Genomic DNA, 25,957 nt, shown 5'->3' on the forward strand with positions numbered 1-25,957 from the left:
GCTTGCAATTTGTGACAAAATAGTGACCAGGCGCATCTCAGCTCTTGGCCTTGCTCTATTCCTGGAGCAGCGAGATTAGTTTGTCGTACTCAGCTTCACTCAAGTATTGGGTGATGCCCTCCTCGATCTCCGCGAGTTCGGCCTCCGTCAAGCCATCCTCCATAGCTTCCGATATTTTCTGCATTTCCGATTGGGGAAGCTTATTCATCAGCAATGTAAAGATTTCCTCCTTGTCCTCAAGCGGCAGACTGCCTTTGCGGTCTACAATATCGCCAGGAGTCATGACAATCTGGTCGTCCTCTGGCGCCGTTTCCGAATCGGCCGCGGAGCTGCCCATCACCGGCAGCGATCCATCCGGAGCCCCCTGCTCGGAGGACGTCCCTTCCGTTTCCCCCGTGCCTGCATCCGTTTCTTCAGCCTCCTGCGTCCCGTTAGTCTCCGCATCTGCCTCGTCTGCACCAGGCTCCTTGTCATCGCTTCGCACGGAGTCTGGTGAAGTTTGATTGGCATTCGTCACATTCACAGTTTCCGAAGTGGCTGGCGTCGTACCAGTTCCGGTGTCGGCACCCGCGCCAAAGCCAAGCATCGTCTTCATGATGCCTCCGACTCCTAGAGGCTGAGCCTCAAGCTGAATATTAAGGCTGGACAGGATCGACTGAATATAAGCGTTCACAACGATTCCCGTGGTCACAATCGTCAATGTGCTGACAAGGATTGCCGTCAGGCTGACCTTCAGCAGCCATTTCATCAGATTCATCCGCCTCTCCTCCTTCCTTCCGCATGCCATAAGACTGCGTAATGATGGCTGTCTTCTTTTTCCAGTATTGACGCTTATCGTTCTCTTCAACCTCAAAGCTTTCTATTTTCTATTGAGAATTGCTATATTGCAGGGATATCCACCCCGTGCATTCGCATAATTACGGCATGCTGATATGATCACCTATGCCCCCTATGCCGGACCTGCATACGATAAAGTACCAGTTGCATGAGATGCTAGAGCCGAACGATGTCCGTCTGCCAGTAAGCCGGAATGAGAGTGGTGCATTGTCATCTCAAAGTGAGAGGAGGCACATTAGACGCATGTTTATACATTCTCAAGAGAGCGAGCCGCTGGTATCCGTGGTTATCGCATGTTATAACTATGGGGTTTATCTCGAGGAAGCGATTGACTCATGCCTCGCCTCCACGATTCAAAATATCGAGATTATTGTTGTCGATGACGGTTCCACAGACCCTTATACCGTAGAGTTGTTCCGAACCATGAAGAAGCCAAAGACGAAAGTCATTCGACAAGAGAATAAAGGAATCCCGGCAGCGTTAAATCGGGGGATACGGGAGGCAAGGGGGAAGTATATTTTTCGCCTTGATGCCGATGACCGAATCCACCATACGCTGCTGGAGAAGGGGGCGCTCGTATTGGATACTCGCCCTCATGTCGGTTTCGTTACTTGTTATCTTCAGGCATTTGATCAGGAGAATTGGACTTGGATCCTCCCCCCCTTCTCCTTGGCCCAGCTGCTCAGAGATAATATAGTCGTGGGGAATTCAATGTTTCGGCGTGCCGCATGGGAGGGATCGGGCGGATTTGACGAACAAGGCAAAGGCTACGAGGATTGGGACTTCTGGATCCAGCTGACCAGTCTCGGTTGGGGAGGATTCTGTATTCCTGAATTGCTGTTCTTCTACCGCAGACATGGCGAAACCGAATCCGTCAGACAGTTTCCCCGCCAGAATGAGCTTCGCGAACATCTTCGGAGAAAACACCACCGGGCCTACAGCATGCTCGATGCCGGACAGCTAGAGTACAGCATGAGGCAATCGTCTGCGATATCGGCAAATTGGAACATTCAGTCAGATAACTATATGGTGACCAAACCGGCTGACGACAAAATTAAAATTATGATCATCATGCCTTGGCTCATTATCGGCGGGGCGGAGACCTTCTTTCTGGATCTGTTGGAGGCCATGCCCAGAGATCAGTATCACATTACACTGGTCACGACCATACGGGAGGAAAGCCCGCTTTACCAGAGATATGACCAATGTACCGATGAAATCTTTCTGCTCCCTTCGATTTGCGAGCTGCCGGAGCAAATGGAGGCCATCATCCATTACCTGATCGAAACCAGGGGCATACAGATTCTCCATAACAACAACAGCGAAGTCGGCTACAATATACTGCCTGGCTTGAAAGCGAGATTTCCTCATCTTAAAACCATTGCCCTGCTTCACGCCTATGTTCCTGAATTGCCCTGGGATCATGTAAGGCATTCCGTTCAGTTCGATCCTTGGATTGATTGCTATAACGTGTGCAGACAGTCAATGAAGGACACCTTGACGAGCCTGTTCCATATCAATCCCGAGAAAATCTGCCTGCTGCCAAACGGGATCAATACGAATTTATATCGCCCCGGTACTGCCGAGGAATATGCCATATTAAAACAAGGCTTTAACATCCCGCTGGATAAGAAGGTCGTCTCCTACATCGCCAGACTAAATATCGACAAGGACCCGTTAAAATTCATTTCCATCGCCAAACAAATGATCGCTGCCGATTCCGCGGATCGCTACCGGTTTCTAATCGTTGGGGAAGGTCCGTTGAAGCAGCAGGTAATCGAAGCCATCGGGTCCCTGTCGTCCAAAATCATTGTCCTTGGTGCGCGCGGAGACGTGCATCAGATTCTGAAGTTTACGGATGTCATGGCGTCCACCTCACCAAGTGAAGGACTTCCGATTAGCGGCTTGGAAGCGATGGCAGCCGGGGTGCCCGTCATAGCCTTCGCTGTCCGGGGATGGATGGATTTGATTCACCAGCACCATGACGGCGTTCTCATCGGGCGTTCCGAAGCAGAGGAGCTGGATTACGCCCAGCAGCTTATGTACCTCCTGGACCATTCTGAATGGAGAGAGCGAATGAGCGCTGCCGCCCGTCAGAAAATAGAGACTTATTACGGACGCGAAGCGTTCCTTAATCGGTATCAGGCACTCTACCGTTTATTGGTATCAGGCATCATTCCTCATTGAGGTTAACTTTCGTTCCCCGATCTATATAATCTATGGAAGGGATTCAGCAATGGCTGCCATAATGGGGTACGCACGTTAAAAGACCGGAATCATCCGCATGTAACGCTTTCGGATGATTCCGGTCTTTATGCTGCCGGGAATAGCATTCCCGGCTCTCCCATAAGGCCGTACGCCTTGTTAAGAAGCGTATGGCTTCTTCCCCTCTGTGATCATAGCTATCCTGCCGTGCGGTTCGCTGTCTTAGCCCCAATTCCAAACCCAGCGTCATGCTCTTTATTTCTAACTCCATTATAGGGTTGAAATCTTTGCGGTCGAGGGATAATTTTTTCGGACGGAGGGGTATAATCTTATACTTCTTCCCCATCGCCCCCAAAATAAAAAGCCTGCCGGGTTCTCACCCCCGAGCAGGCTTCAACAGGTCTAACAGATGACGTTCTCCGTCTCTATATTTTGGGACAATTGATGCTTCTACAGCATTATTCGTAGATCGGCAGCACTTGATTCGTCTGCTCCCGGTTGCGGCCTACCGAGAAAATCGCAATCGGAATGCCGGTCAGCTCCGATACCCGCTCCACATAACGACGGGTATTCTCCGGAAGGTCCTCCAGCGTCTTCGCACCGGTGATATCCTCGCTCCAGCCTGGCAGCTCCTCATAGATCGCTTCACATTCGGCCAGCATTTTAAGGCTGGACGGATAGTGCTTGATCTCCTCGCCACGGTATTTGTAGGCTGTGCAGATCTTAACAGTCTCGAGTCCGCTCAGCACATCCAGCGAGTTCAGCGACAGGCCGGTGATTCCGCTGACGCGGCGGGCATGGCGGACCACGACGCTGTCGAACCAGCCGACGCGGCGGGCACGGCCCGTAACAGTACCGTATTCATGGCCTTTTTCCCGGATATAGTCGCCGATCTCATTGTTCAGCTCGGTTGGGAATGGTCCATCGCCGACACGGGTCGTGTACGATTTCGCTACTCCGATAACCTGCTGGATTTTGGATGGGCCTACACCCGAGCCGATGCATACGCCGCCAGCCGAAGGGTTGGACGAAGTAACGAACGGATAGGTGCCTTGGTCGATATCCAGCATAACGCCCTGTGCGCCTTCGAACAGCACCTTCTTATTTTCATCAATCGCATCATTCAGCACGACCGACGTATCGCGGACGTATGGACGAATGAATTCGGCATACTCCAGGTACTTCGTCAAAATCTCCTCGACATCAAGCTCCTCGCCGCCGTACACTTGCGTGATCACCTGATTCTTCTCCTTCACCATATGGCGAAGCTTCAGCTCGAACTCCTCGGGATCCATCAGATCCGAGATCCGGATTCCGTTGCGCGCTGCTTTATCCATGTAGCAAGGACCGATCCCTTTGCGGGTTGTACCGATCTTGTTCGGGCCCTTCCGGTCCTCTTCCAGAGCATCCAGCACCATATGGTACGGCATGATGACATGCGCCCGGTCGCTGATGACCAGATTGTCCGTGCTGAATCCATTATCGTGAATATAGTTAATCTCTTCAATCAGTGCAGCCGGATTTACGACCATGCCGTTTCCGATTACACAGGTTTTATCTTTATAAAATACTCCGGATGGAATCAAGCTGAGCTTGAACTTTTTACCGTCAATCAGAATGGTGTGACCGGCATTGTTGCCGCCTTGGTAACGGGCCACCACGTCGGCGCTTTCCGCCAAATAATCCGTGATTTTCCCTTTCCCTTCATCTCCCCATTGTGTCCCCACAACGACTACCGTTGACATATTCATTCCTCCGCCCGGGCATTAGCACCCTTATTATTTCGTCAAACCCTTTATGAAATACATCGTCTTGAAGCATGTTTCATATCCTCAACTGCACAAAAGGCAGCAATACCAGTGTAACAGTCCTTATTTTTAAAGTCAAATAAAAAACGAACAATCGTACACTATGCAGTACGATTGTTCGGAATTAGGACGAGAACTACAGATGATTCCCGAATATATTCGTAGATGATTGGCTATCCTGCCGCAAAAGCATCGGCATGCGTACGCTCGTAATTGACGAATTTGTTGAAGTTCTTCAAGAACACCAGCTCGACCGTGCCGACCGGGCCGTTACGCTGCTTGGCAATAATGATCTCGATGATGTTCTTCTTCTCCGTCTCCTGATTGTAATAATCATCCCGGTACAAGAACGCAACGATGTCGGCATCCTGCTCGATCGAACCGGATTCCCGAAGGTCACTCATCATCGGACGCTTGTCCTGACGCTGCTCGACGCCCCGGCTCAGCTGGGACAACGCGATTACCGGCACTTCCAACTCCCGCGCAATCTGCTTGAGCGTACGGGAAATCTCGGATACTTCCTGCTGCCGGTTCTCGCCCGGCTTGCCGCGCCCGTGAATGAGCTGCAGGTAGTCAATCAGAATCATCCCGAGCCCCTTCTCTTTCTTCAAACGCCGGCACTTCGCCCGGATATCGGCAACCGTAACCCCAGGCGTATCATCAATATAAATTTCCGCTTCCGACAGCGCGGCGATCCCCATCGTGAGCTTGGACCAGTCCTCATCGCCTTTAAAATCGCCGGTCCGCATGACGCCTGCGTCGAGGTTCGCCTCGGCGCAGATCATACGCTGAACCAGCTGCGGCGCGGACATCTCCAGACTAAAGATCGCGACGGTCTCCTTCGCCCGAATCGCTACATTCTGCGCGATATTCAGGGCGAACGCCGTTTTACCTACGGATGGGCGCGCCGCTACGATAATGAGGTCACTGCGCTGGAAGCCGCTCGTCATTTTATCGAGATCAACGAAGCCGGACGGTATTCCCGTCGTGCTCCCCCGGTTCTGATGCAGAACCTCCACCTTCTCGAACACTTCCATCAGCACATCCCGGATCGCAATGAACCCGCTGCCCGTGCGCCGGTTGGAAATTTCGAGAATGCGGCGCTCCGCCTCGCTCAGCATGCCGGCCACATCTTCCCCGCCGGTATAGCCTTCGCTCACGATCTGCGTCGCTGTTCGAATCAGCCGCCGAAGCATCGACTTCTCTTCGATGATCTGCGCGTAGTAATCCACGTTGGCCGCCGTCGGAACCGCATGCGCCAGCTTCGCTAAATAGCTGACGCCGCCGATTTCCTCCAGCTGTCCTTTATCCTGAAGACGGGAGGTGAGGGTCACCAGATCGATCGGCTGATTCTCTTCTCCGAGCTGCACCATCACTTCGTAGATCATCTGGTGCGTTTTGTCGTAGAAGTCCTCGGTCTGCACCCGCTCCATCGCCGTAATCAGCGCTTCGCTTTGCAGCAGAATGGCCCCCAGCACCGCCTGTTCGGCTTCGAGGTTCTGCGGGGGGACCCGATCGAAATAGAGTTCTCCTCCCATGTTATTCCTCCGTAATTTGAACCTTAAGCGTTACCTTCACATCCGGGTGCAGCTTCACCGGTACCTGCGTCACGCCCAGAGTTCGAATCGGTTCACCCAGCTCGATTTTGCGCTTGTCGATCTTGATCTTCTGTCCAGCCAGCGCTTCGGCAATTTGCTTGCTCGTAATCGCGCCGAAAAGGCGGCCGCCTTCGCCGGCCTTCGCTTTCAGTACAACCGTCATTTCTTCCAGCTTCTTGCCGAGCGCTTGAGCCTCTTCCTTCTCTTGGGCCTTACGCTTCTGTTCGGAAGCCTGCTGCTGCTCCAGCGTCTTCATATTGCCCTCCGTTGCCGGACGCGCAACCCCGCGCGGGAACAAGAAGTTTGTTGCATAGCCTTCCGATACTTCCTTCACTTCGCCTTTCTTGCCTTGGCCTTTCATATCCTTTATAAAAATCACTTTCATTCGAATAACCCCTCTTTCGCTTCAATGTCCTCCAACACTTCCATCAGCTGTTCCTCAGCTTCTTCCAGCGTCGAGTCCAGCTGTACGGCGGCGTTGGTTAAGTGTCCGCCTCCCCCGAGACGTTCCATAATCATCTGAACATTCATCTTGCCCATCGATCGGGCACTGATGCCGATCTTGCCGTCTGTGCGCTCACTGATGACAAACGATGCTTGCACATCGTTCATGTTCAGCAGCATATCGGCAACCTGCGCGATCAGCATTTGCGGCATCGGCTCCCCGCTCTCCGCGACCGCAATGGCGATGTGATCATATACCATTCTAGCATGTTTTACGACTTCTGCCTTAGCGATAAATTCTGTCAGATCTTCTTTGAGCAGCCGTTGGATCAGCATCGTGTCCGCACCATGCCGCCGCAGGAAGCCTGCCGCCTCAAACGTCCTGGATCCGGTATGGAGGGCGAAATGCTTCGTATCGACCGTTATACCCGCTAACAGCGCCGTCGCCTCCACAGGGGTAAGCGATACCCGGTCATGAATATATTGCAGCACCTCCGTAACAAGCTCGCAGGTGGAGGATGCATACGGCTCCAGGTAGATCAGCACCGCGTCGTTGATGAATTCCTCGCCCCGGCGATGGTGATCCATCACAACCACCCGGCTTGCGCGCTGCACGAGCCGCGGCTCCATCGTCATGGACGCTTTATGCGTATCCACGACAACGAGCAGGGTATGCTCGGTCATCATCTGCATCGCATGCTCCGTCGATATGAAGCGGCTGATCAAGGCCTCATCCTTGCGAACCTCATCCATAATCCGCTCAATCGACGGGTTCAGCCCCTCCAGCACGATATACGCGTCCACTTTATACATCTGAGCGGCTTTCAGAATGCCGACCGATGCCCCGATCACGTCCATGTCGGGCAGCTTGTGCCCCATCACGATGACGCGGTCGCTCTCCTGCATCAGATCGCGCAGCGCATGGGAAATGACGCGGGCGCGGACCCGAGTCCGCTTCTCCACGGCATTGGATTTGCCGCCGTAGAAGGACAGGCGCTGCCCCGCTTTCACCGCTGCCTGATCGCCTCCCCTTCCTAGGGCCATATCCAGACTGGACTGGGCCAGCTGCCCGAGCTCGGTAATATCATCGGAGCCGAAGGCAAGACCGATGCTGAGCGTAAGCGGCACCTTCAAATCGGCAGTCATCTCCCGCACTTCATCGAGGATGACGAACCGACTGTTCTCCAAGAGATCAAGTGATCGGTGATTCAGCATCATCAAATAACGATCCGACGACAGCCGCCGCAGATAAACGTTGAATTCCCGGGCCCAGTCCGTAATTTCGCTGGTCACCTTCGCGATGAGCGCCGTCCGCTGCTGGTCATCCATCCCCTGGGACGCCTCGTCGATGTTGTCCATCATAATGATGCCCAGCGCCAGACGCTCATCCTCATACCGCTGACGCAAAACGACCAGCTCGGTAATCTCATCCAGATAGATCAGCCGTTCTTCGGGAATAACGGTCGCCCCATAAAACTTGTCCTCATGTGATATTTCGAGCCGAATCTCTTTAGGCTGGTTCTCCTTGCCATCCTTCTTCTCCCGCGTCTCCCTAATCGCCTTCACCAGCTGAGGAAACAGCTCCTCCAAGGATACGCCGACCAGCGTCTGGTGAGGAAACATATTCACAACGAATTGATTATGCCACTCCACCGTCTTATCCTCGCTGTACAGCACGATTCCGAACGGCAATACGCTGACGGCCTCTCCCTCTACTCGCCGAATGCGAAACGATAGATCGCCAATATACTCGACGAGCTCCCGCCGGAACTTCATCTCCGCCTTCAGCATCGCATACCCGCCGATCACAGCCAGCAGCAGCCCGACCAGACCTAGAATCGTGTTATAGAACGACAGGAATATGACAAGCAGAAGCACCAGCGCAAACGCCCAGACGGTGTGATAGCCGTGCCAGCGTTTCTGCAGAAATTTAGGCATGACTCATCACCCTATCTTTTGTTTTTACTAAACGCTTGACGAAGCGGGAACGCCAGATCCAGAATACCGATGATGATCGCCGGCGGGAACAGCACGATCGGAATGGCCGTGAGCAGCGGAAGAATCGGATGCCATTTCCGGATGTGGGCTAGGTAGTAGAAGAAGCCCAGCGCCTGAATCATAAAGCATATTTGCAGCAGCGGCGTCGCATTCGCCACGATCGTCTTCATGAACGCATTATCCGAGTTCACCGTTGCGATATTGATAAAGAAAATGATCAGGTAGTACCAAATCAGCGAACGCGGCAGCATCCACTCTCTGGCAGGCTTCAATTTCGGCACGGACAGTCCCATGCTGTTAAGCGTCGGACGAGCCAGCGAGTGCGTGATCACCGTCATCAGGAACGAGCTGATGATCATGGCGAACGGAACAAGCTGCAGCGTTCTGTCCTTGATCAGCTGCGTATCAAGTTCCGGTCCGACGAGTTGTCCGCCAAAATTGCCTTGAACCCCCATCTCGGTCAGCGGAGCCGTTGTCATCTTCACGATTTCATCCACATACGCCGATAGGTCCATCTGGAAGAAGGCCGTACTGATCATAAGCAGCAGCAGCAATTCCACCAGCATCGTGGCCACGCCGAATTTTAATACTTGCATGGCAGCCTTTCTTTTCCGGTATAGATATCCCATCACAACCCCCGGAATCGCAAAGTAAACCGCGAACAAGAGAAAAATCGGATGAATCAACAGCGCGATCAACCATACAGGCGCAATATGAAGAATAAACGATTGTGTATTTAATGCCGTAAACAGGACCGCAACCGGCAGAACCAGAAGGAATGCCGTCACAATGGAAAAGGGGGTTTGTAGAGAGAGCAGCAGAAGCAAATAAATGATGCTCCAGGCCGCTGTTGTCCAGCGTAATTTCAATATGTTCACCTCTTACGCAAATGTTCTTCGAGTGCGGATATATCCTGGTACCAATCCTCAAGCTGATGTCCTTCCTGCTTGTGCTTCCTCAATTTCTCAAGCAGGAGATCGTCCAAATCGCGATAGGTCATACCCAGCCTTCGGCCTAATATGTAGGAGCTCATCATCAGGCTTACCAAACTATCTCCAACTTTAGTAGTGCTGCCTTCCCATAGGGCTTTGAATAACCGAGATACATTGTCAATGACTTCGGTTTTCAGCCATTCAATCACTTTGGCGCGTTTAGCTACATCCAAGTCCTTTGGCATATTTGGCATATCCATCTCTCCCCGAAAACAGCTTTATTCTCCATTATAGCATAAATAAAATTCACCCACATAAAGTCCCCCGGCCCTTGGCTTGCCGGGATTCCGGCAGCTGCTTGTCATCTGCTCCCTTCTCTGTGTCTCCAATTATCCTTCTAATATTCCCGTGTATGAAAAATAGGGCGTGATACCTACGTATTCACCGCGGTTACACGCCCTGCCACTTATCCTAAATTATACCGAGGTTCGAGCCCCTTGGGACTCCAACGTCTCCTTTGAAACAAACCGCTCACAGTATTCGATAATAAGACTCCTGCGCACGATTCCGATAAAACGGTTCATGTCATCCACAACCGGCACAAAGTTCTGCACCTTTGCCAAATTGATTAAGTCTTCCATCCTGGCATCGATGGATACCGGCTTAATGTCCATTCGGAACGGTACGTCCTTCAGCAGAAATTTTGAAGCGTTCTCAAATGTGATTTTGCCATCGGAATTCTTCATGTGCCAGAGCAGATCGCCTTCCGTCACCGTGCCTGCGTACTGGCCGTTCTTATCCAGCACCGGTACCGCCGTATAACGGTGGTATTCCATGCGCTCCAGCGTTTGCCTTAGCGTGGAATCCAGGGTGAGGCAGACCACTTCCTGTTTCGGTAATAGAAAAAACGCGATATTCATAATGCCTTATCCTCCTTATGACCTTTCCCATCCCTAAGAATTAAGGCCATTTAAGTAACCTTGCCCATGTTGGTTGGACAAGCAGGTTACTCCTCTCTCCTATCCACTATCATACATACGCAGCCCACCCGTGTCCCGATTCATAAGCATCAGGACACAAAATCAGCAGCCAGACAATCCGGACTGCTGATTATGGTGAGAAACGCGTGTTAGGAACGTTCCGGACGATGCCGGTCTATAGTTTACTGCAATTTTTGCTTCTCAGCATCCTTCGGCTTCAGCAGCTGGTCGGATGGAGTATCCGGGTTCATCCAGTTGTCAATCATGTCTCTAGCTTCTTCAACATCCTCCATGTCAGGATCGTTGTAATAGACCCCTCCAATTCGCATGCCTTCTCCCATGATCGTAAAGCTGGTCATATCGACTTTAGGCCCGGTCAGCATTTGCTTCGCCAAATCAATAATGAACTTGGGCTGCATATCCGTCTGGAAGTTGTCACCCATGATCGCGATCAGTTCAGGTACCTTGCCAATCTGATCAGGCTGCTTCAGCCGCTTGGCGGCCATATCCAGAAATACCTGCTGGCGTTTAGCCCGGTTGAAGTCGCTGTCCTCCCGGTAACGGACGTAGTTCAGCGCTTCCTCACCGCTGTAAATCGGCTTGTTCGCCTTGACCGTAAACTTCTCGTGGTCCTTGCCCTTATTGACGATATCTTTGCCGATCGGCAGCTCCACGCCGCCCATGGCGTCCACGACATCCTTCAACCCTTGGAAGTTAATCGACGCATAGTAGTCGATATCTTCATCAAGAAATGCCTCCATCGTATCTTTGGCCATCTGGTGGCCGCCGAATGCAAAAGCATGGGTGATCTTGTCTTTCTTGCCCTTGCCGATAATATCGACATAGGTATCCCGCGGAATCGATACAAGGAGTACCTTGGATTCCTTCGGACGGACCACGGCGTAGATCATCGTATCCGAACGCGCGGGTTCGTCCTCTCGCTGGTCACTGCCCAGCAGCATGACCGAGAAAGGCTTGCTTTGGAGCACGACAGGCTCCGGCTTTTTGTCGCCTTGCAGCGGCTTATATGACTTTTGCAGCGAGTCCTCAACGTCCTTCGCCATAAACAGATCGAAAGCAGCTACGATAAGCTGGGTACGGAATAAGTAGGCTGACGATCCGAGGAGGATGAGAACTGCCAGTGTGATATATATTGATTTCCTCTTCATGAGATTAGATTCCTTCTTTATTATAAAATAAATTGATGAATGAGTCAGTTCCAATCAGGGGCAGTATGCTCCCAAAGCAGCTAGGCTCACCCTCCCTTCCTTATATAAACGGGATTGAATCCCGTTGACGCATGGCAACATCATGCGTGTTCAGAATTGGCACACCATCTATTGTAAACCACATCCCTGTCGGATGTGAACCCTCTCACTCACTTTTACAAACTTGCCAATTGATGTGAATCCTTAGAATTGCCCGGTGTATACAAAAGAGCAGCCGTTGTTCCCGCATTGAGAAACCAATCATCCAGCCGCTCTTTCCATGTTAATGTTTTTTTGAATCCATAGTCAAACAGCTTGCGCGTCGCCTCGAACCGGGCTTCCTTCGAATCAGTTCCCATGACGACTGCAATAAGCCGGCTGCCCTGCTTTTCGGCCGTTCCGGTGAAGCAATAGCCCGCCTTAGGCGTATATCCGGCCTTTAGTCCGTCGGTTCCCTCATACGAGTAGGGTCCGCCGATTGAAGGCAGCATCCAGTTCGTATTGCTTAAATATAATCCTCGTCCACTGAGCTTCATCTGCGCCTTGCTTGAGGTGGTCAAAATGTCCGGATGATGCTCAATCAGATGGGCGGCAAGCTTCGCGGTGTCCACGGCGGTCATCATGGTCTCATCGTCTGGTGACAGCGCTTGTGAGAGATTCGAACCGCTCTCCGCACCGGAAGCATTGGCAAATCTCGTTTCGCTCGACAATCCGATCTCTTTCGCCTTGGTGTTCATTCGATCAACGAAGGCCTTCTCCGAGCCGGCCACATGCTCCGCAAGCGCAACGGCCGCGTCATCAGCGGAATAAACGGCCATGCTCTGAAAAAGCTCGCGCACCGTCAGGGTCTCACCAGGCTTCAAATCGATATTGATGCCCTGGACATTACCCGCATTGTCGCTGATCACGACTTCATCGTCCCACGCTCTTCTTCCGGATTTGATTTCATCCAGAATGACCAGCTCGGTCATCAGCTTGGACATGCTTGCAGGGGGCAGCGGCATATCCCCGTTTTTGCTCAGCAAAATATGGCCTGTCGTGATATCCATCAAGACGACCGCTCTGGCGTCAACTCTCGGTTTAAACGCTACCCGTTCTATATTTAATATAAATACGGCCACGAGGGGCACAATTATCAGCAACACGAACCCAATCCAAAGCCACCGTTTATTCATCGATTTCGCCCTCCATAATAATAGACGGTTCAAACGGTGTTTTGGTCTGCGTTTTTTTCAAAAAAATTTAAGGGAATTTATGTATATTCCGTGAACTTCCGTACTTCTCTCTATCCCAGTCTCTATTCTTCTAACCCTCTCCCAATTCTCCCTAACTCGGCGAAAGAGCTTAACCTAGGTAGCAAATCCTAGGAAATATGAGCTTGGTTTGTTATAACAGCATGGAACGTTTACCTTGCAGGCAGCATATAACGGAGGCAACTAAATCAGTAGTTGCATGCATGGATCCTACTAAAAAAGGACTTCCTGTCAGTCTTTAGACTGAAGAAGTCCTTTTTGGATTCTGATACCGTAATAAAACAAGAGGATTTTGTCAGAATCGGGTTAAAGCGCAAGTCTTATATAATGAGAACCTGTTAAGCCGATTTTCGTTTGCACCTTATGCGTAGTGGCAAGCCACAAAGTGATCATTGCCGACATTACGGTATTCCGGCACCTGCTGCTTGCACAGATCGGAAGCAAGCGGACAGCGGGTGTGGAACTTGCAGCCGGACGGCGGATTTGCCGGGCTCGGAATGTCACCCGTCAGCACGATGCGTTCACGCTTCAGCGTCGGATCCGGAATCGGAACGGCGGAGAGCAGTGCCTTCGTGTATGGATGCAGCGGGTTGCGGAACAGCTCTTCCTTGCTGGCCATCTCAACCATCGATCCGAGATACATAACCCCGATCCGGTTGCACAAATGCTCGACAACGCTAAGATCATGGGAAATGAACAGATACGTGAGCTGCTTCTCGCGCTGCAGGTCGCTGAGCAGGTTAATAATCTGCGCCTGGATGGACACATCCAGCGCGGAGACCGGCTCGTCTGCAACGATAAAGTCCGGATTCAGAATGAGCGCGCGGGCAATCCCGATCCGCTGCCGTTGTCCACCGGAGAATTCATGCGGATAACGCTCATAGTGATACGCGGCAAGCCCGCATATTTCCAGTGTCTCAATGACCTTATCCTTGAGCTGTCTGCGGTTTACAAGACCATGGTCGATGAGCGCTTCGCCAATGGCTTCCCCTACCTTGATTCTCGGGTTCAGCGAGCTGAACGGATCCTGGAATACGATCTGCATCTTCGGCCGCATCGCGCGCATTTTTTCCTTGGGCAATGCATGGATGTCCTCTCCGTTGAACAACACTTTGCCGTCCGTCTTCTCGAGCAAGCGGAGAATCGTACGTCCGATCGTGCTCTTGCCGCAGCCGGACTCGCCTACAAGTCCGAAGGATTCACCCTTATTAATGGTGAAGCTGACGCCGTCGACGGCTCTAACATCACCGATTCGGCGCTGGAGTATGCCGCCGGTAATGGGAAAGTATTTTTTTAGGTTATCAACTTCAAGTAGTGCCTGACTCATTATGCTTTCCCCTCCTCTTCATACAACCAGCAAGCGACCTTATGGCCGTTCGGATCGGTACCGAGCGGAGGCTGTTTCTCTTTGCAGATCTGCATGCAGAATTCGCAGCGATCATGGAAATGGCAGTTGTCGCCTAGATCAACCGGGTTCGGTACTTGACCCGGAATCGAATAAAGACGCTCCTGGGTCTGATTGATGACCGGCTTCGCCTTCAGCAGGCCCTTCGTGTACGGATGCTTCGGTTGCTTGAAGAGCTCGATAACCGGAGCCTCTTCAATCACTTTGCCGGCATACATTACAACGACATAGTCGGCCATTTCGGCTACAACGCCGAGATCATGCGTGATGAGCATGATGGACGTCTTGAATTTATCCTTAATGTCACGCATCAAGTCCAGAATCTGGGCTTGAATCGTCACATCGAGCGCCGTCGTTGGCTCGTCTGCGATGAGCAGCTTCGGATTACAGCTCAGCGCAATTGCGATCATAATCCGTTGACGCATGCCGCCGCTAAGCTCATGCGGATAAGACTCAAAGATTTTCTCTGCACGCGGAATGCCGACCAGGTTAATCAGCTCGATCGCACGCTTCTTCGCTTCTTTACGGTCCACAAGCTGATGAAGCAAAATCGGCTCAACGATCTGCTCGCCAATCGTCAGTACAGGGTTCAAGGAAGTCATTGGCTCCTGAAAGATCATTGCGATATCATTACCGCGGATCAGACTCATTTCCCGTTTGCTCATCTTGAGCAGGTCCTTGCCTTCATATAAAATCTCCCCGCCGACCGGGGGAACATCGATCAAACGCATCAGTGACATTGCCGTCACGCTCTTGCCGCAGCCCGACTCGCCGACGACGCACAGGGTTTCGCCTTCCCGGATTTTGAAGCTGACATCGTCGACGGCTTTCACGGTACCTGCGGAGGTTTGAAAATGCGTTTTTAAATTGCGGAATTCAACTAATTCTTTTGCCATATTCGCATCTCCTACTTCTTCATTTTCGGGTCAAGTGCGTCGCGAAGTCCATCACCGATCAGGTTGATTGCAACTACGGTAACCAGAATACACATACCTGGCGGTATCCACAGCCACGGCCGCTTTCGGAAATCGATCATATTGTTGGCGGCGGAGAGCATATTCCCCCACGACGGCGTTGGTGGAACAACACCAATTCCGAGGTAGCTCAGTGCAGATTCGTAAAGAATCGCTCCTGCTACACCCAGTGTTGCGGATACAATAATGATTGGAATCGTATTAGGAAGCAGATGGCGGAAGATTTTCCGGCGATCTTTCAGTCCCAAAGCTTCGGTAGCTTGCATAAACTCCTGCTCGCGAAGTCCTAAGATTTGACCGCGAACGAGACGGGATACACTACTCCATCCCAATACACCGATAATCAGCATCAAGAAATAAATACGATCCGAAGGCTCCACCTTCAGGTCCGACAAGATCGTACCCAAGATAATCAGGATCGGCAGTGTAGGTATTGCCATAAAGATATCAGCTATACGCATGGTCAGCGTGTCTACCCATTTACGATAAAAACCCGCTATAGCTCCCAAGGTTGCTCCGATAATTACCGAAATGCCTGTCGCAACAAGCCCAACCAAAAGAGATATTCGTCCAGCAAGCATCATGCGTAGCAGAATATCGCGCCCCAGTTTATCGGTGCCCAGCCAATATTTCGAGCTTGGAGGTAAGTTCTTATCAAGCTTATTGTAATCGTACAGGTCATAAGGTGAAAAAAATGGGCCAATAAAACAGAGCAAAAACATAAATACAACTATAAAAAGTCCGATGACAGCAAGACGGTTTCTGGCAAAACGGCGAATAGCAATTTGCCATGGGGAATCCGGCCGCTTCTTCGGAACTGGTAGATTCGTTTTTAATGGTGCAGTCTCTGCGGACAAGTGAATCTCCTCCTACTTTAAGCGAATTCTTGGATCTGCAGCTCCATATAGAACGTCAGACAATAGGTTGCCCACAAGTGTCAAAACGGATATGAATACTGTAAAACCAAGCATGAACGGATAATCCCGCATATTGATCGATTCCAGATAAACTTGACCGACCCCTGGCCAGATGAAAATCTTCTCCAGGATGATGGCTCCACCAAACAAGGATGGGAGCTCGAAACCAATGAGAGTAATGGCAGGTAGCATCGCATTACGCAGCGCATGCTTGAAAATAACCGTACGTTCCTTCAATCCCTTTGCACGGGCTGTACGGATATAATCCTGACGAATAACCTCCAGCATACTTGTACGGAAATACCGCGTCAAACTACCTGTGCTAAGCATCGTAAGTACCATAACCGGCAAGAACATATGCCATGCAATATCGATCAGTTGATCCCATGTGCTTCCGTTCAGTCCCGAAGTCTTCATTCCGCCTACAGGAAACCATCCTAAATCCAAGGCAAAAAACTTGATAAGCAGGAGTCCGATAAAGAAAGACGGCAGTGACATGCACAAGAAAATTAGTAATGTGACGATTTTATCAAACAATGAGTACTGAAACTTTGCTGAGAACACGCCAGCAAAAGTAGCTATAATCCAACTGAAAATTAAACTAAAAATTGCTACAAAAAAGGAATTCCATACGTAGTTATTCATTACGGTTGTAACTGGTTGCTTGTGCACAAGGGAATCTCCGAGATTACCCTTTATCATATTGCCGACCCATGTAAGATAACGTTCTACAGGCGGCTTATCCAAACCATAAATTTCCCGAAGCTGAGCTGCTTTTTCAGCAGTCATCGTCGGGTTGTTCACTGCAGTGATATAATCACCTGGTACCAAAGATGATATTGCAAATATGATAATCGAGATCCCGATCAATGTCGGGATAATCTGCAGCAGCCTCCGGATAATGTACTGCTTCATAATATTCCTCCCGGCTTATAAGTGCATATGCCCAGCTCTTGCGAGCTGAGCATATGTTTCTTGATGCTATTGTTCAATTTCTGCTTTGTACAGATCAATTGCAAAGTTTTTGTAAGGCGTGATGTCAATGCCTTTCAATCTAGAGTTAATTGCCCACATATCACGTCTTTGGTAGATCGGAAGATCTGGAACGTCTTGGTTCAGAATCCGATATGCTTCCGCATAAGCCGCTTTACGCTCTTCCAGGTCAAAGGCGTTCAGACCTTTCTTCATAGCTGCATCATATTCAGGATTAGAATATCCGAGGTCATTTTGCTGTCCATCTGTGATATAAACCGTGGAGTCTGGATCCGGAGTCAAGCCCCAAGCAGCAAAGAACATTTCGAACTCGCCTTTATCCTTCTTATCCATGATTGCGTTAAAGTCCAAAGTTTCAGCTGTTAATTTTATGCCCAGATCTTGGTAGTTCTTTGTCATAATCGGAATCAGTGCATCAATTACCGGGTTGTCAGCCGTTGCAGAGAAATGAATCTCGAATTTCTTGCCGTCTTTCTCGCGGATACCGTCAGCACCTGGAACCCAGCCTGCTTCATCAAGAAGCTGCTTTGCTTTCTCCATGTCAAACTCGTACGGCTCAATGCCTTCATTCGTGTAAGCCCATGATTCGCTCGATTGTGGAATATTGATTACATTCGCATATGGACCATAGATGATTTCAACAATTTCAGCACGATTCAAACCGTAGAGCAAAGCCTGACGAACTTTTTGATCTTGAAACTTAGGATCTTTATGGTTCAGCGCTACATAGCCGTAACCATTGTATGGGAACATATTATAATCCAAGAAGCCCATTAGCTTCACAGCTTCTACGTTATCCTCGCTAACGGATACCATATCCATATCGATTTCACCGGATTGGAACATAGCCAATTTGGTTTCATCAGTTGTAGTTTTGTAAATGACATTCTTGATTTTTGGTGCGCCCAAGAAATAGTTAGGATTAGCTTCTAAAACTACCTCTTGTCCAGGAGAGTAGCTTTTCAGTACATATTGACCACTGCCGATTGGTTTGGAATGCAGGTCTTTCATGTACTCCAGGTTGCCGTGCTTGTAATCTTTGCCGTAGTAGGATTCCGGAACAAAAAACACAGTACCCAGATTATCCTTAGTCATTGCATTTGCTTCTGTAACTTCGATTTCAACGGTATGGTCATCAATGACTTTAATACCGGAAATCTCGTCAGTTTTACCATCGTAATACTCTTTTCCACCTTTAACGTTAACGGAGAGAATATCGGATTGACCGTCGTAACTCTTGTCATGTAAAACTTTCATGGCGAAAGCATAGTCTTTTACAGTAACCGGTTCGCCATTAGAGTATGTCACACCCTGCTTCAATTTGAACGTGTATTTCAATTTGTCTTCGGATACTTCAACGCTCTCAGCCAGGCGATTATTGTAAGTGCCATCCCCGTTCAGAGAGAAGAAGCTGTCAAAAATGGCGTCTACAACGTAACGGTCATACGCAGTCTGCCAGTAGAATGGGTTGAACACCCCTTTAGGGGCTGTCATACCAACGATCAGCGTATCTTTGCGAGCCAGAGCATTTGCCGGGTTCGCGGAAGGATCCTCAGCCTCGAAATAACCTTGGCTCTCGTCCTGTCCTTCAGCTGGCGGTTCTGTTTCTTTGCCTTCGCCTTCGGCAGGTGGAGTCTGCTCAGTTTGCGTGTCCCCTTGGTTTGGTTGTTCTGCTGTCTGACCGCCGCCGCACGCTGCAAGAACCAAAATGGCCATGAGCATGATGGCAAGCAGTAACGACATTCTCTTCTTCATGCTAATCCTCCTCTTAAAATATAATGATGCTATAAATTATCAGGACGAATATTGAAATCATCCTTAAATAATTTCGGCCTCGGATCGGACTCGTGGATGTCAAAGCATGATGTGAAATCCGCTGAAAGATTTACAGAAAATATACCAATGGTCAATTAGTGCCAAAGTCTCTAGCAAAATCTTCTTGCCTATAAAATTAATGTTATGATACGTGTAAAATTAGGTAACGTCAATTACTTTTTTTCAAATTTCTCAAAAAACATGTTTTTAAGGTCATTTTCGGGGTTAATAAATACTTTTAATCGCTTACTTTACCCTTCGTTTACTGAAAATGTATGTAATTTCAAGTCCATTTTACATTTTATAGATAATGTTATATATACGCTTTCGACATTTGTGTCAACTTATATTACACAGGTATATAAAATTACCCAATATCCGATTCAACACCCTGTAACCATCTTCTTTTCTGTCAAAAATAAGTCAGAAAACATTCCATCATGATGCAATAATCCGTGATAATATAGTTGGACCTATTTCCGATGTTAAATATTGTTCTCCACTAACCAAGCAGGGCTAGGAACATAGGCCATCCGAAGTTGTTCCAGATCGCCCGCCTCAACAAAAAACAACCCGGGATCGGTTCCCGGATTGTTTCGATTGCTGCAGTTCATAGCGTCTGATCAAGTACATGAAAGACTTCATACTTACGAACTAAACGCTTTTCACCCATGCCCGCTTCAAATCCATCTCCTCGATGCACTGCTGGTGGTCATGAGAATCATCGGCGATCAACGGCGTGACCGGATATATCCGCATCGAACCCCGGTATGTTCCAAGCAGTGGTTGCAGTGCACGCACTCCCTTTAGCTCTGGATCCAACCACTTCTCCATGCTTTCCTCCGACAAAATCGCCGGCATACGCGCGTCGAACTCCCGGATCGCCTCGTTCGCTTCCGTCATAATCACCGTGCAGGTTCTCATTTCAACACCTCTTGCATCCCGCCATGTTTCATACAATCCGGCCATGCCAAAAATCTCGTTGTTTCCAACCACAGTCCGAACCGCGTAGCTTCGCTTCCCTACGGTTCTCCAGTAATACAAACCATTGCAGGGAATGATACACCGACGTGTATCAACGGCTCTGCGGTAAGTAGGATTCTGATCCACCGTGATCAGATCCGCATTCACCGCGTCCTTTCCCCAGTAAGGGACCAGTCCCCAACGATACTCGTCAAGTGCCCTTTCTCCTCCCTCCTGGACTACTACAGGCACAGACTGCATCGGGCTAATATTGTAGCGGCTCTTATAGTAATACATCACGCGGCTGATTCCAAAATAGCTGTTCACTTCTTCAAGACCGGCGGAAATGGAATACCTTCTGCACATAGACATACCTCCTTTTCCCTTTAGCATCTGGATAAATGAGGTTGAATATGCATCATTCGACGGTCGCTCCGTTTCTTCCATTTGATGTCCGATTGTATTCTAGGAGTGGACAGGTAATTTGAAGTCACCATTTGTAAATTTTATGGTAATTCTCATTTTACTTTCTTTTGAATAGAAGAATAACCAAAGGTACTTTTCATGTATACTCACAATAGACACCCTTATTCTTAAAACAGCCTTTGCAGGTTTGTGCTTCTTGTGCCTTCGATATAAGTTTCTCTAAATGAGGTGCCATTGTAATTGGCCATTTGGTTTTTCCATGCTCTATATTAGTACATATATAATAGAAGGAATTTTTTTAAAGACACAAAATAATCTCTGCATCTCACTACAAATCTTCAGCCATACGAAACCACCATTTGGGGAGGATGTATTTCACTCAATAGACACTGTCCTCTATCAATAGACACTATTTCATACTTTAAAACTGGAAAGCTTTAGTATACCCTCGCGTCACAAAAGCAATTCATGAAAATTATGTCTTCTCAGAGAAGACAAGATTCCTCCGAAAAGACATGCTGAACTTGTTCGGTATTCCTAATGCAGAATAAAATTATTTCATGATTGCGACGAATATTCCGGAAAAATGTCTAACTACTCAGAAGCATGATCGTGTTACAAGACGAACGAGTATCCGCAACGTCACTTGAATAGATGCAGGCCGTGATCGATCGGAGTCGAACATAACAAATACAAATACAAATAATAATACAGATAATACAAGTCTCTGTACGGTCATCCCTTCGTTCCAAGAATGCTGGCCCATTAAGCCTCGGCTTATCCCTGAGGACAAGGAGCCCAACTTAATCAACACAGAGGCATTATTTTGGGGGAGGTTCCGAGACAACAGCCGAATGGGTACCCGAACAAAAAAAGCGGCCCAGCCTATCAAGGCTGAACCGCTTCTGTAACCGAATTACTCGGTTGTGTATGGAAGCAATGCGATTTGACGGGAGCGTTTGATCGCAATCGTCAGAGCACGCTGATACTTCGCGCTGGTACCTGTTACACGACGAGGCAGAATTTTTCCGCGCTCGCTGATGAATTTCTTGAGCAGATCGGTATCTTTATAATCAATGTGAGTGATCTTGTTCACAGTGAAGAAACATACTTTACGACGCTTGTTGCGGCCGCCGCGGCGTGCCGGTCTTTTGTCGTTGTCTCCGCCTTCTCTTTGTTTAAAAGCCATGCGTTGTCAGTCCTTTCCGTATTAAAATGGCAAATCATCATCCGAAATATCGATCGGTTTTCCTTCATCGGAAAAAGGATCCTGATTGTTGCGCGAGAAGTTGTTGCCCCCGCGGTTTCCGCTGCCGCTTCCTCCGCCGAACGATGACTCCTCACGGTTTCCGCCGCCTCCGCCTTCACGGTTAGACTCCAAGAAACGAACATTATCGGCAATGACTTCGGTGACGTATACACGCTTACCTTCGTTATTCTCGTAATTCCGCACTTGAATGCGCCCTTCTACGGCCGTCAACCGGCCTTTACGCAGATAGTTGGCACAAGTCTCCGCAAGCTGTCTCCAGGTCACGACCGGAATGAAATCCGCCTCGCGCTCCCCGCCTTGTCCGGTAAACGGACGATCTACAGCAAGTGTAAATTGTGTGACAGCGACTCCTGAAGGCGTATATCTAAGCTCCGGGTCCCGAGTCAGTCGGCCAATCAAAATGACACGGTTCAACAATCCAATCCCCTCCTTTAGAACGAAATCAATTACAAAGACTTCTCGTATTAAGCAACGTCGTTCGTGATGAGATAACGAATAACTTCGTCAGAAATCTTCATGAGACGCTCAAGTTCTGCTACAACATCTGGTGTTGCGTTGAAGTTAACCAGAACGTAGACGCCATCACGGAATTTCTTGATCTCATACGCAAGGCGGCGCTTACCCATTACTTCGTGCTTCGTAATTTCTCCGCCGTTGGAGATGATGCCTTGGAATTTTTCGACTGCAGCTTGAACAGCTTCTTGTTCAATGTCAGGACGAATAATGTACATCACTTCATATTTGCGCATATATTTCCACCTCCTTATGGACTTCGGCCCCCAATCTTAGTTGAGAGCAAGGAGCGAGCCTAACTCGCACCATAATACTATACCAGAACGGATGATCGGATGCAAGTTTCTTTTCCCTTATCGCAGGCTGCTCCCTTTTCGGTTTTCTTGAGGTCTCTTCCCTATTTTTCCGTGCTTATCTCACTTTACCTGCCATGCATTCCGGCCTTCCGGCACATGCTAACAAATGCAGTCCATCCAATACGTTAAGGGAGGGTTCCATGATGGGAGAACAGACTGAATTCCGCGGAGGAGATAAGGCTCCGAACAACGGCATCTATATGGAAGTCGGTGTAAGAGACCACATAATGGGGATCGAGAATCCACGTCAGATCAAAATGGAAAAAGGCGACACATTCCCGGAAACGCAAAATGATGACCGAGTATGGCTGAATAAGCGCCGGGTTCAACCTAAGTAAACAAGTACATCCTGCCCCAAGCCCGCAAGTGGCTAATTCCACCGCTTGCGGGCATTTTTGTGCCAGCTTTGTTGACGAAATTATGGTGCAGCAGCTTAGTACAACAGCCAACTGCATTGCGCGCCTAGCCAAGAATGGAATAGGACCCGCTCAAATGTTGTTGATCCACTTGGTTTTTGGTACATTTTCCCATCCATGCAGATTTGCATAGGAATCCGTCTTCCTGCACATATTATCATCAGGCGGTGCATGAGAGAGGTGTGGTTCCGTTGGACGTTGCAGCTGAACGACGCAGAATGGTTTCTGATATTCACACGTATTGCAAGCGGAGGACATAAGCGAACTGGCTTGACCTGATGGACAAGTTTTAGCTGTTGTCGATGGTTTTGCAGCATGTGTTGATGAGATGAGGATTCCAAAATCACAAGCACCGCCTACCCAGAAGGAAGGACCCGTATGGGTCCTTCTTTTTTAATGCTGTTTGTGCCCATCCTGTCATGCTAAACATGGTTATTACCGTCCCTTCGTTCTGCCTGGTCTCAAAGCAAGGAACCTGAATCCGGAGTTATGGATCTCCAACTGGATTGGAATTAAACTCGGCATTGTACTCGGATCACGGCATTCGGAATTCGGTCTATCATAGGAATGGCAAATGGGCGTGATTCAGGAAATGTCTTAACGTGCCCTTTATCAAAAAAACACCCTCATCACGATCGGGAGACAATCCCTGTTCATGGTGAAGGTGTTCTGTTATGCAGTGATTCTTAGATCGCCTGCCTTATGTACCACTAATTCCTCTATATTCATAACAGCGGAGCTTGAATATAGTTGGTGGCGGAAAGGGTGGGATTCGAACCCACGCACGCCTTGCGACGCCTAGCTGATTTCGAGTCAGCCCCCTTGGGCCTCTTGGGTACCTTTCCACAGCAGAATTGATTATATCATGAAAATAAGGCTTGGTCAATACCTGTTCTTATTCGATCCTGAAACACCGATCCAATAGCCATTTAACCTAAAGAGGCTGAAGGCGCGAAATGGTTACGCCTCCTCTGCCCCTTCCTGCTCCTGAGCTGACCTCAGCACCTTCTTCATATTTTTCTCGAATTTGGCTCTCGGTATCAGCACACTATGCTGGCACTTCGTACACTTGATCCGGATATCCATCCCCATGCGGATAATTTCCATCTCATTATTCCCGCAAGGATGCGGCTTCTTCATCTGTACGATATCCCCTAGTTGAAATACCTTACGCTCCATCGCTACCGCTCCTCCGTAATCAATCACATCTTATCTATTATATATCATCGGATGCCGACATGATCAAGCCTGGGCCCGTTCCTGACCTTTATCCCGCGCTTCAATGGCTTGCTTAATATCGGTTAAAATCCGCCGTTCGACCGTTTCCCGCGCGTTCGGATTACATTCGGCAGCAATGCGCACCACATACTCGGAGGTGCTCAGCGATTGGATTCCCAAAACATCCGGCGTTCCCTTAACATCCGGACACCGGTCCATAATATTGCTGAGCGCAGCCTGAATGAGTGTGATTGTGTCTTGTAGCTGCTGTTCGTTCTTGACCGGCAGATCGACCACGGCAAGGGAATTGGAGAGGGAAAAGTTCGTAACGCTCGTGATTAATCCGTTTGGAATAATATAAATTTCTCCGTTGAAGCCTCTTACGCGTGTCGTGCGCAAGCCAATAACCTCTACCGTCCCCCGGTATTCTCCGCTCTTAATGACGTCCCCTACGGCAAACTGATCCTCGAAAATAATGAAGAACCCGGTAATAACGTCCTTCACCAAGCTCTGAGCACCAAAACCGATTGCAAGGCCCAACACACCGGCACCGGCCAATAGCGGACCAAGCTTGAATTGGAACTCCGCCAGAATAATCAGGATCATGACAAAGTTACATACAAACGAGGTTACATTTTTCAGCAGCTCCCCTACCGTTACAAACCGCCTTGCATTGACTTGGATCCGGCTTTTTTCCTGTCTTAGCAGAAACCGATCGATCATTTTATAAACAATACGTATGACGATCCGAGTTAGGATGAAGATGATGATGACCCGGATAGCGGACGAAAGAATGTGCATCCACATCACTTCATTCGTTAACCATGCCCAAATCTGATCTTTCAACTGCAATGCCTCCTCTCCCATTTGCTCAAAATTTTCTGGATCAGCTGGATTCTCTGTCAGATAGCCCATTGCCTTCATTCGTTATTTCCTCCCTAATCTTCGATGTTCACATAAATCTGGTTGTCATTGAGAGCAAATATTCCTCTGATCTCCACTTGCTCCCGCCTGATGATATCTTGAACCTCATTTAACGCATCAGGCGGAAATTGAATCGACAATGCGCATCCTGCGGTAATTTCCTTCGGAGTCGGAAACAAATCAATTTCGATATCCGCATACTCCAGCAGCATCTCGGCACGCAGCGCCTGCTGGGTGGAATCAAAAGCAATCAGCATGGCTTCCTCCACGGCTTTATCCCTCCCTCCATCTATCAGGCCTTGTATTCAACCACCCAGCCGTTCATTCACTTCCTTACCTCTCTTCCTTCGCTTCCCACTCTATTACGTAAGCCTCTGCCCTCTATTATTGTATTGCCACCATCTAAGAGATTTATATACGATATTCACCTTTAACATGAAGCCAAGCATTGAGCCCTTGAACGGCCGAGCCTTTCCCCGTTCAGCCTGGTTTTGGGATTTTGAA

At 49.2% G+C, this 25,957-nt stretch carries 24 protein-coding genes and 1 tRNA gene; 2 read left to right on the forward strand and 23 right to left on the reverse strand.

Going from position 1 to position 25,957, the window contains the following annotated elements:
* Positions 1–55: 55 nt before the first annotated feature.
* Positions 56–757: a hypothetical protein gene (locus tag J2Z18_RS02700; RefSeq protein ID WP_210094165.1), complete on the reverse strand. Its 702-nt coding sequence runs from the start codon at positions 755–757 to the stop codon at positions 56–58.
* 323 nt (positions 758–1,080) lie between these two features.
* Here J2Z18_RS02700 and J2Z18_RS02705 point away from each other — a divergent pair, with 323 nt between their 5' ends.
* Complete coding sequence (locus J2Z18_RS02705; RefSeq protein WP_007129197.1) at positions 1,081–3,024, forward strand: glycosyltransferase; 1,944 nt, start codon at positions 1,081–1,083, stop codon at positions 3,022–3,024.
* A 476-nt stretch (positions 3,025–3,500) separates the two neighbouring features.
* On the opposite strand, the gene J2Z18_RS02710 is transcribed toward J2Z18_RS02705, so the two are convergent.
* From J2Z18_RS02710 to rpsF, 18 genes are all read right to left on the reverse strand, one after another.
* Positions 3,501–4,787, reverse strand: a complete 1,287-nt coding sequence (locus tag J2Z18_RS02710) for an adenylosuccinate synthase (RefSeq protein WP_144870886.1) — start codon at positions 4,785–4,787, stop codon at positions 3,501–3,503.
* A 236-nt stretch (positions 4,788–5,023) separates the two neighbouring features.
* The gene (dnaB, locus tag J2Z18_RS02715) at positions 5,024–6,388 is read right to left on the reverse strand and encodes a replicative DNA helicase (RefSeq protein ID WP_007129199.1); all 1,365 of its coding nucleotides are present in this window, start codon (positions 6,386–6,388) and stop codon (positions 5,024–5,026) included.
* A gap of 1 nt (position 6,389) precedes the next feature.
* Entirely contained in the window at positions 6,390–6,833 is a 444-nt protein-coding gene (gene rplI, locus J2Z18_RS02720; RefSeq protein ID WP_028406239.1) for a 50S ribosomal protein L9, read from the reverse strand.
* The gene (locus tag J2Z18_RS02725) at positions 6,830–8,830 is read right to left on the reverse strand and encodes a DHH family phosphoesterase (protein ID WP_144870888.1); all 2,001 of its coding nucleotides are present in this window, start codon (positions 8,828–8,830) and stop codon (positions 6,830–6,832) included. The genes rplI and J2Z18_RS02725 overlap by 4 nt, the downstream gene beginning before the upstream one ends.
* 11 nt (positions 8,831–8,841) lie before the next feature.
* Positions 8,842–9,759 (reverse strand): DUF2232 domain-containing protein, encoded by a 918-nt coding sequence (locus J2Z18_RS02730; protein WP_028406240.1) that lies wholly within the window; start codon positions 9,757–9,759, stop codon positions 8,842–8,844.
* A 5-nt stretch (positions 9,760–9,764) separates the two neighbouring features.
* Positions 9,765–10,067 carry a MazG-like family protein gene (locus J2Z18_RS02735; protein WP_028406241.1) on the reverse strand — a complete coding sequence of 101 codons (303 nt, stop codon included), beginning with the start codon at positions 10,065–10,067 and terminating at the stop codon, positions 9,765–9,767.
* Positions 10,068–10,298: 231 nt separating this feature from the next.
* The gene (locus tag J2Z18_RS02740) at positions 10,299–10,742 is read right to left on the reverse strand and encodes a CBS domain-containing protein (protein WP_007129204.1); all 444 of its coding nucleotides are present in this window, start codon (positions 10,740–10,742) and stop codon (positions 10,299–10,301) included.
* 242 nt (positions 10,743–10,984) lie between these two features.
* Entirely contained in the window at positions 10,985–11,971 is a 987-nt protein-coding gene (locus J2Z18_RS02745; protein WP_007129205.1) for an LCP family protein, read from the reverse strand.
* Between the two features lie 215 nt (positions 11,972–12,186).
* Positions 12,187–13,185 carry a D-alanyl-D-alanine carboxypeptidase family protein gene (locus J2Z18_RS02750; protein WP_007129206.1) on the reverse strand — a complete coding sequence of 333 codons (999 nt, stop codon included), beginning with the start codon at positions 13,183–13,185 and terminating at the stop codon, positions 12,187–12,189.
* Between the two features lie 439 nt (positions 13,186–13,624).
* Positions 13,625–14,590 carry an ABC transporter ATP-binding protein gene (locus J2Z18_RS02755; protein WP_007129207.1) on the reverse strand — a complete coding sequence of 322 codons (966 nt, stop codon included), beginning with the start codon at positions 14,588–14,590 and terminating at the stop codon, positions 13,625–13,627.
* Complete coding sequence (locus tag J2Z18_RS02760) at positions 14,590–15,564, reverse strand: ABC transporter ATP-binding protein (protein ID WP_007129208.1); 975 nt, start codon at positions 15,562–15,564, stop codon at positions 14,590–14,592. Before J2Z18_RS02760 ends, J2Z18_RS02755 begins: the two co-directional genes overlap by 1 nt.
* Positions 15,565–15,575: 11 nt before the next feature.
* Positions 15,576–16,499 (reverse strand): oligopeptide ABC transporter permease, encoded by a 924-nt coding sequence (gene opp4C, locus J2Z18_RS02765; RefSeq protein ID WP_007129209.1) that lies wholly within the window; start codon positions 16,497–16,499, stop codon positions 15,576–15,578.
* A 12-nt stretch (positions 16,500–16,511) separates the two neighbouring features.
* Complete coding sequence (locus J2Z18_RS02770; protein WP_007129210.1) at positions 16,512–17,474, reverse strand: ABC transporter permease; 963 nt, start codon at positions 17,472–17,474, stop codon at positions 16,512–16,514.
* Positions 17,475–17,540: 66 nt separating this feature from the next.
* Entirely contained in the window at positions 17,541–19,307 is a 1,767-nt protein-coding gene (locus J2Z18_RS02775) for an ABC transporter substrate-binding protein (RefSeq protein ID WP_007129211.1), read from the reverse strand.
* Positions 19,308–20,021: 714 nt separating this feature from the next.
* Positions 20,022–20,696, reverse strand: coding sequence for an SOS response-associated peptidase (locus tag J2Z18_RS02780; protein WP_007129212.1), 675 nt, complete (start codon positions 20,694–20,696; stop codon positions 20,022–20,024).
* 976 nt (positions 20,697–21,672) lie between these two features.
* Positions 21,673–21,945 (reverse strand): 30S ribosomal protein S18, encoded by a 273-nt coding sequence (rpsR, locus tag J2Z18_RS02785; protein ID WP_006207333.1) that lies wholly within the window; start codon positions 21,943–21,945, stop codon positions 21,673–21,675.
* A 21-nt stretch (positions 21,946–21,966) separates the two neighbouring features.
* Positions 21,967–22,443 (reverse strand): single-stranded DNA-binding protein, encoded by a 477-nt coding sequence (gene ssb, locus J2Z18_RS02790; RefSeq protein ID WP_007129213.1) that lies wholly within the window; start codon positions 22,441–22,443, stop codon positions 21,967–21,969.
* A gap of 47 nt (positions 22,444–22,490) precedes the next feature.
* Positions 22,491–22,775, reverse strand: coding sequence for a 30S ribosomal protein S6 (gene rpsF, locus J2Z18_RS02795; protein ID WP_007129214.1), 285 nt, complete (start codon positions 22,773–22,775; stop codon positions 22,491–22,493).
* 263 nt (positions 22,776–23,038) lie between these two features.
* Between rpsF and J2Z18_RS02800 the strand changes: the two genes are divergently transcribed.
* Positions 23,039–23,233, forward strand: a complete 195-nt coding sequence (locus J2Z18_RS02800; protein WP_028406519.1) for a YjzC family protein — start codon at positions 23,039–23,041, stop codon at positions 23,231–23,233.
* An 832-nt stretch (positions 23,234–24,065) separates the two neighbouring features.
* On the opposite strand, the gene J2Z18_RS02805 is transcribed toward J2Z18_RS02800, so the two are convergent.
* The 4 genes from J2Z18_RS02805 to J2Z18_RS02820 all read right to left on the reverse strand — a co-directional run bounded on the left by J2Z18_RS02805 (position 24,066) and on the right by J2Z18_RS02820 (position 25,722).
* Positions 24,066–24,156 (reverse strand) — tRNA-Ser (locus J2Z18_RS02805).
* A gap of 115 nt (positions 24,157–24,271) precedes the next feature.
* Positions 24,272–24,490 carry a DUF951 domain-containing protein gene (locus J2Z18_RS02810; RefSeq protein ID WP_007129216.1) on the reverse strand — a complete coding sequence of 73 codons (219 nt, stop codon included), beginning with the start codon at positions 24,488–24,490 and terminating at the stop codon, positions 24,272–24,274.
* Between the two features lie 63 nt (positions 24,491–24,553).
* The gene (locus tag J2Z18_RS02815) at positions 24,554–25,453 is read right to left on the reverse strand and encodes a mechanosensitive ion channel family protein (RefSeq protein WP_007129217.1); all 900 of its coding nucleotides are present in this window, start codon (positions 25,451–25,453) and stop codon (positions 24,554–24,556) included.
* Positions 25,454–25,467: 14 nt separating this feature from the next.
* Positions 25,468–25,722, reverse strand: coding sequence for a putative Se/S carrier protein (locus J2Z18_RS02820; RefSeq protein WP_040738345.1), 255 nt, complete (start codon positions 25,720–25,722; stop codon positions 25,468–25,470).
* Positions 25,723–25,957 lie beyond the last annotated feature (235 nt).

The sequence above is a fragment of the Paenibacillus lactis genome, from assembly GCF_017873605.1.
In the GTDB taxonomy this organism is placed as follows: domain Bacteria; phylum Bacillota; class Bacilli; order Paenibacillales; family Paenibacillaceae; genus Paenibacillus_AQ; species Paenibacillus_AQ lactis.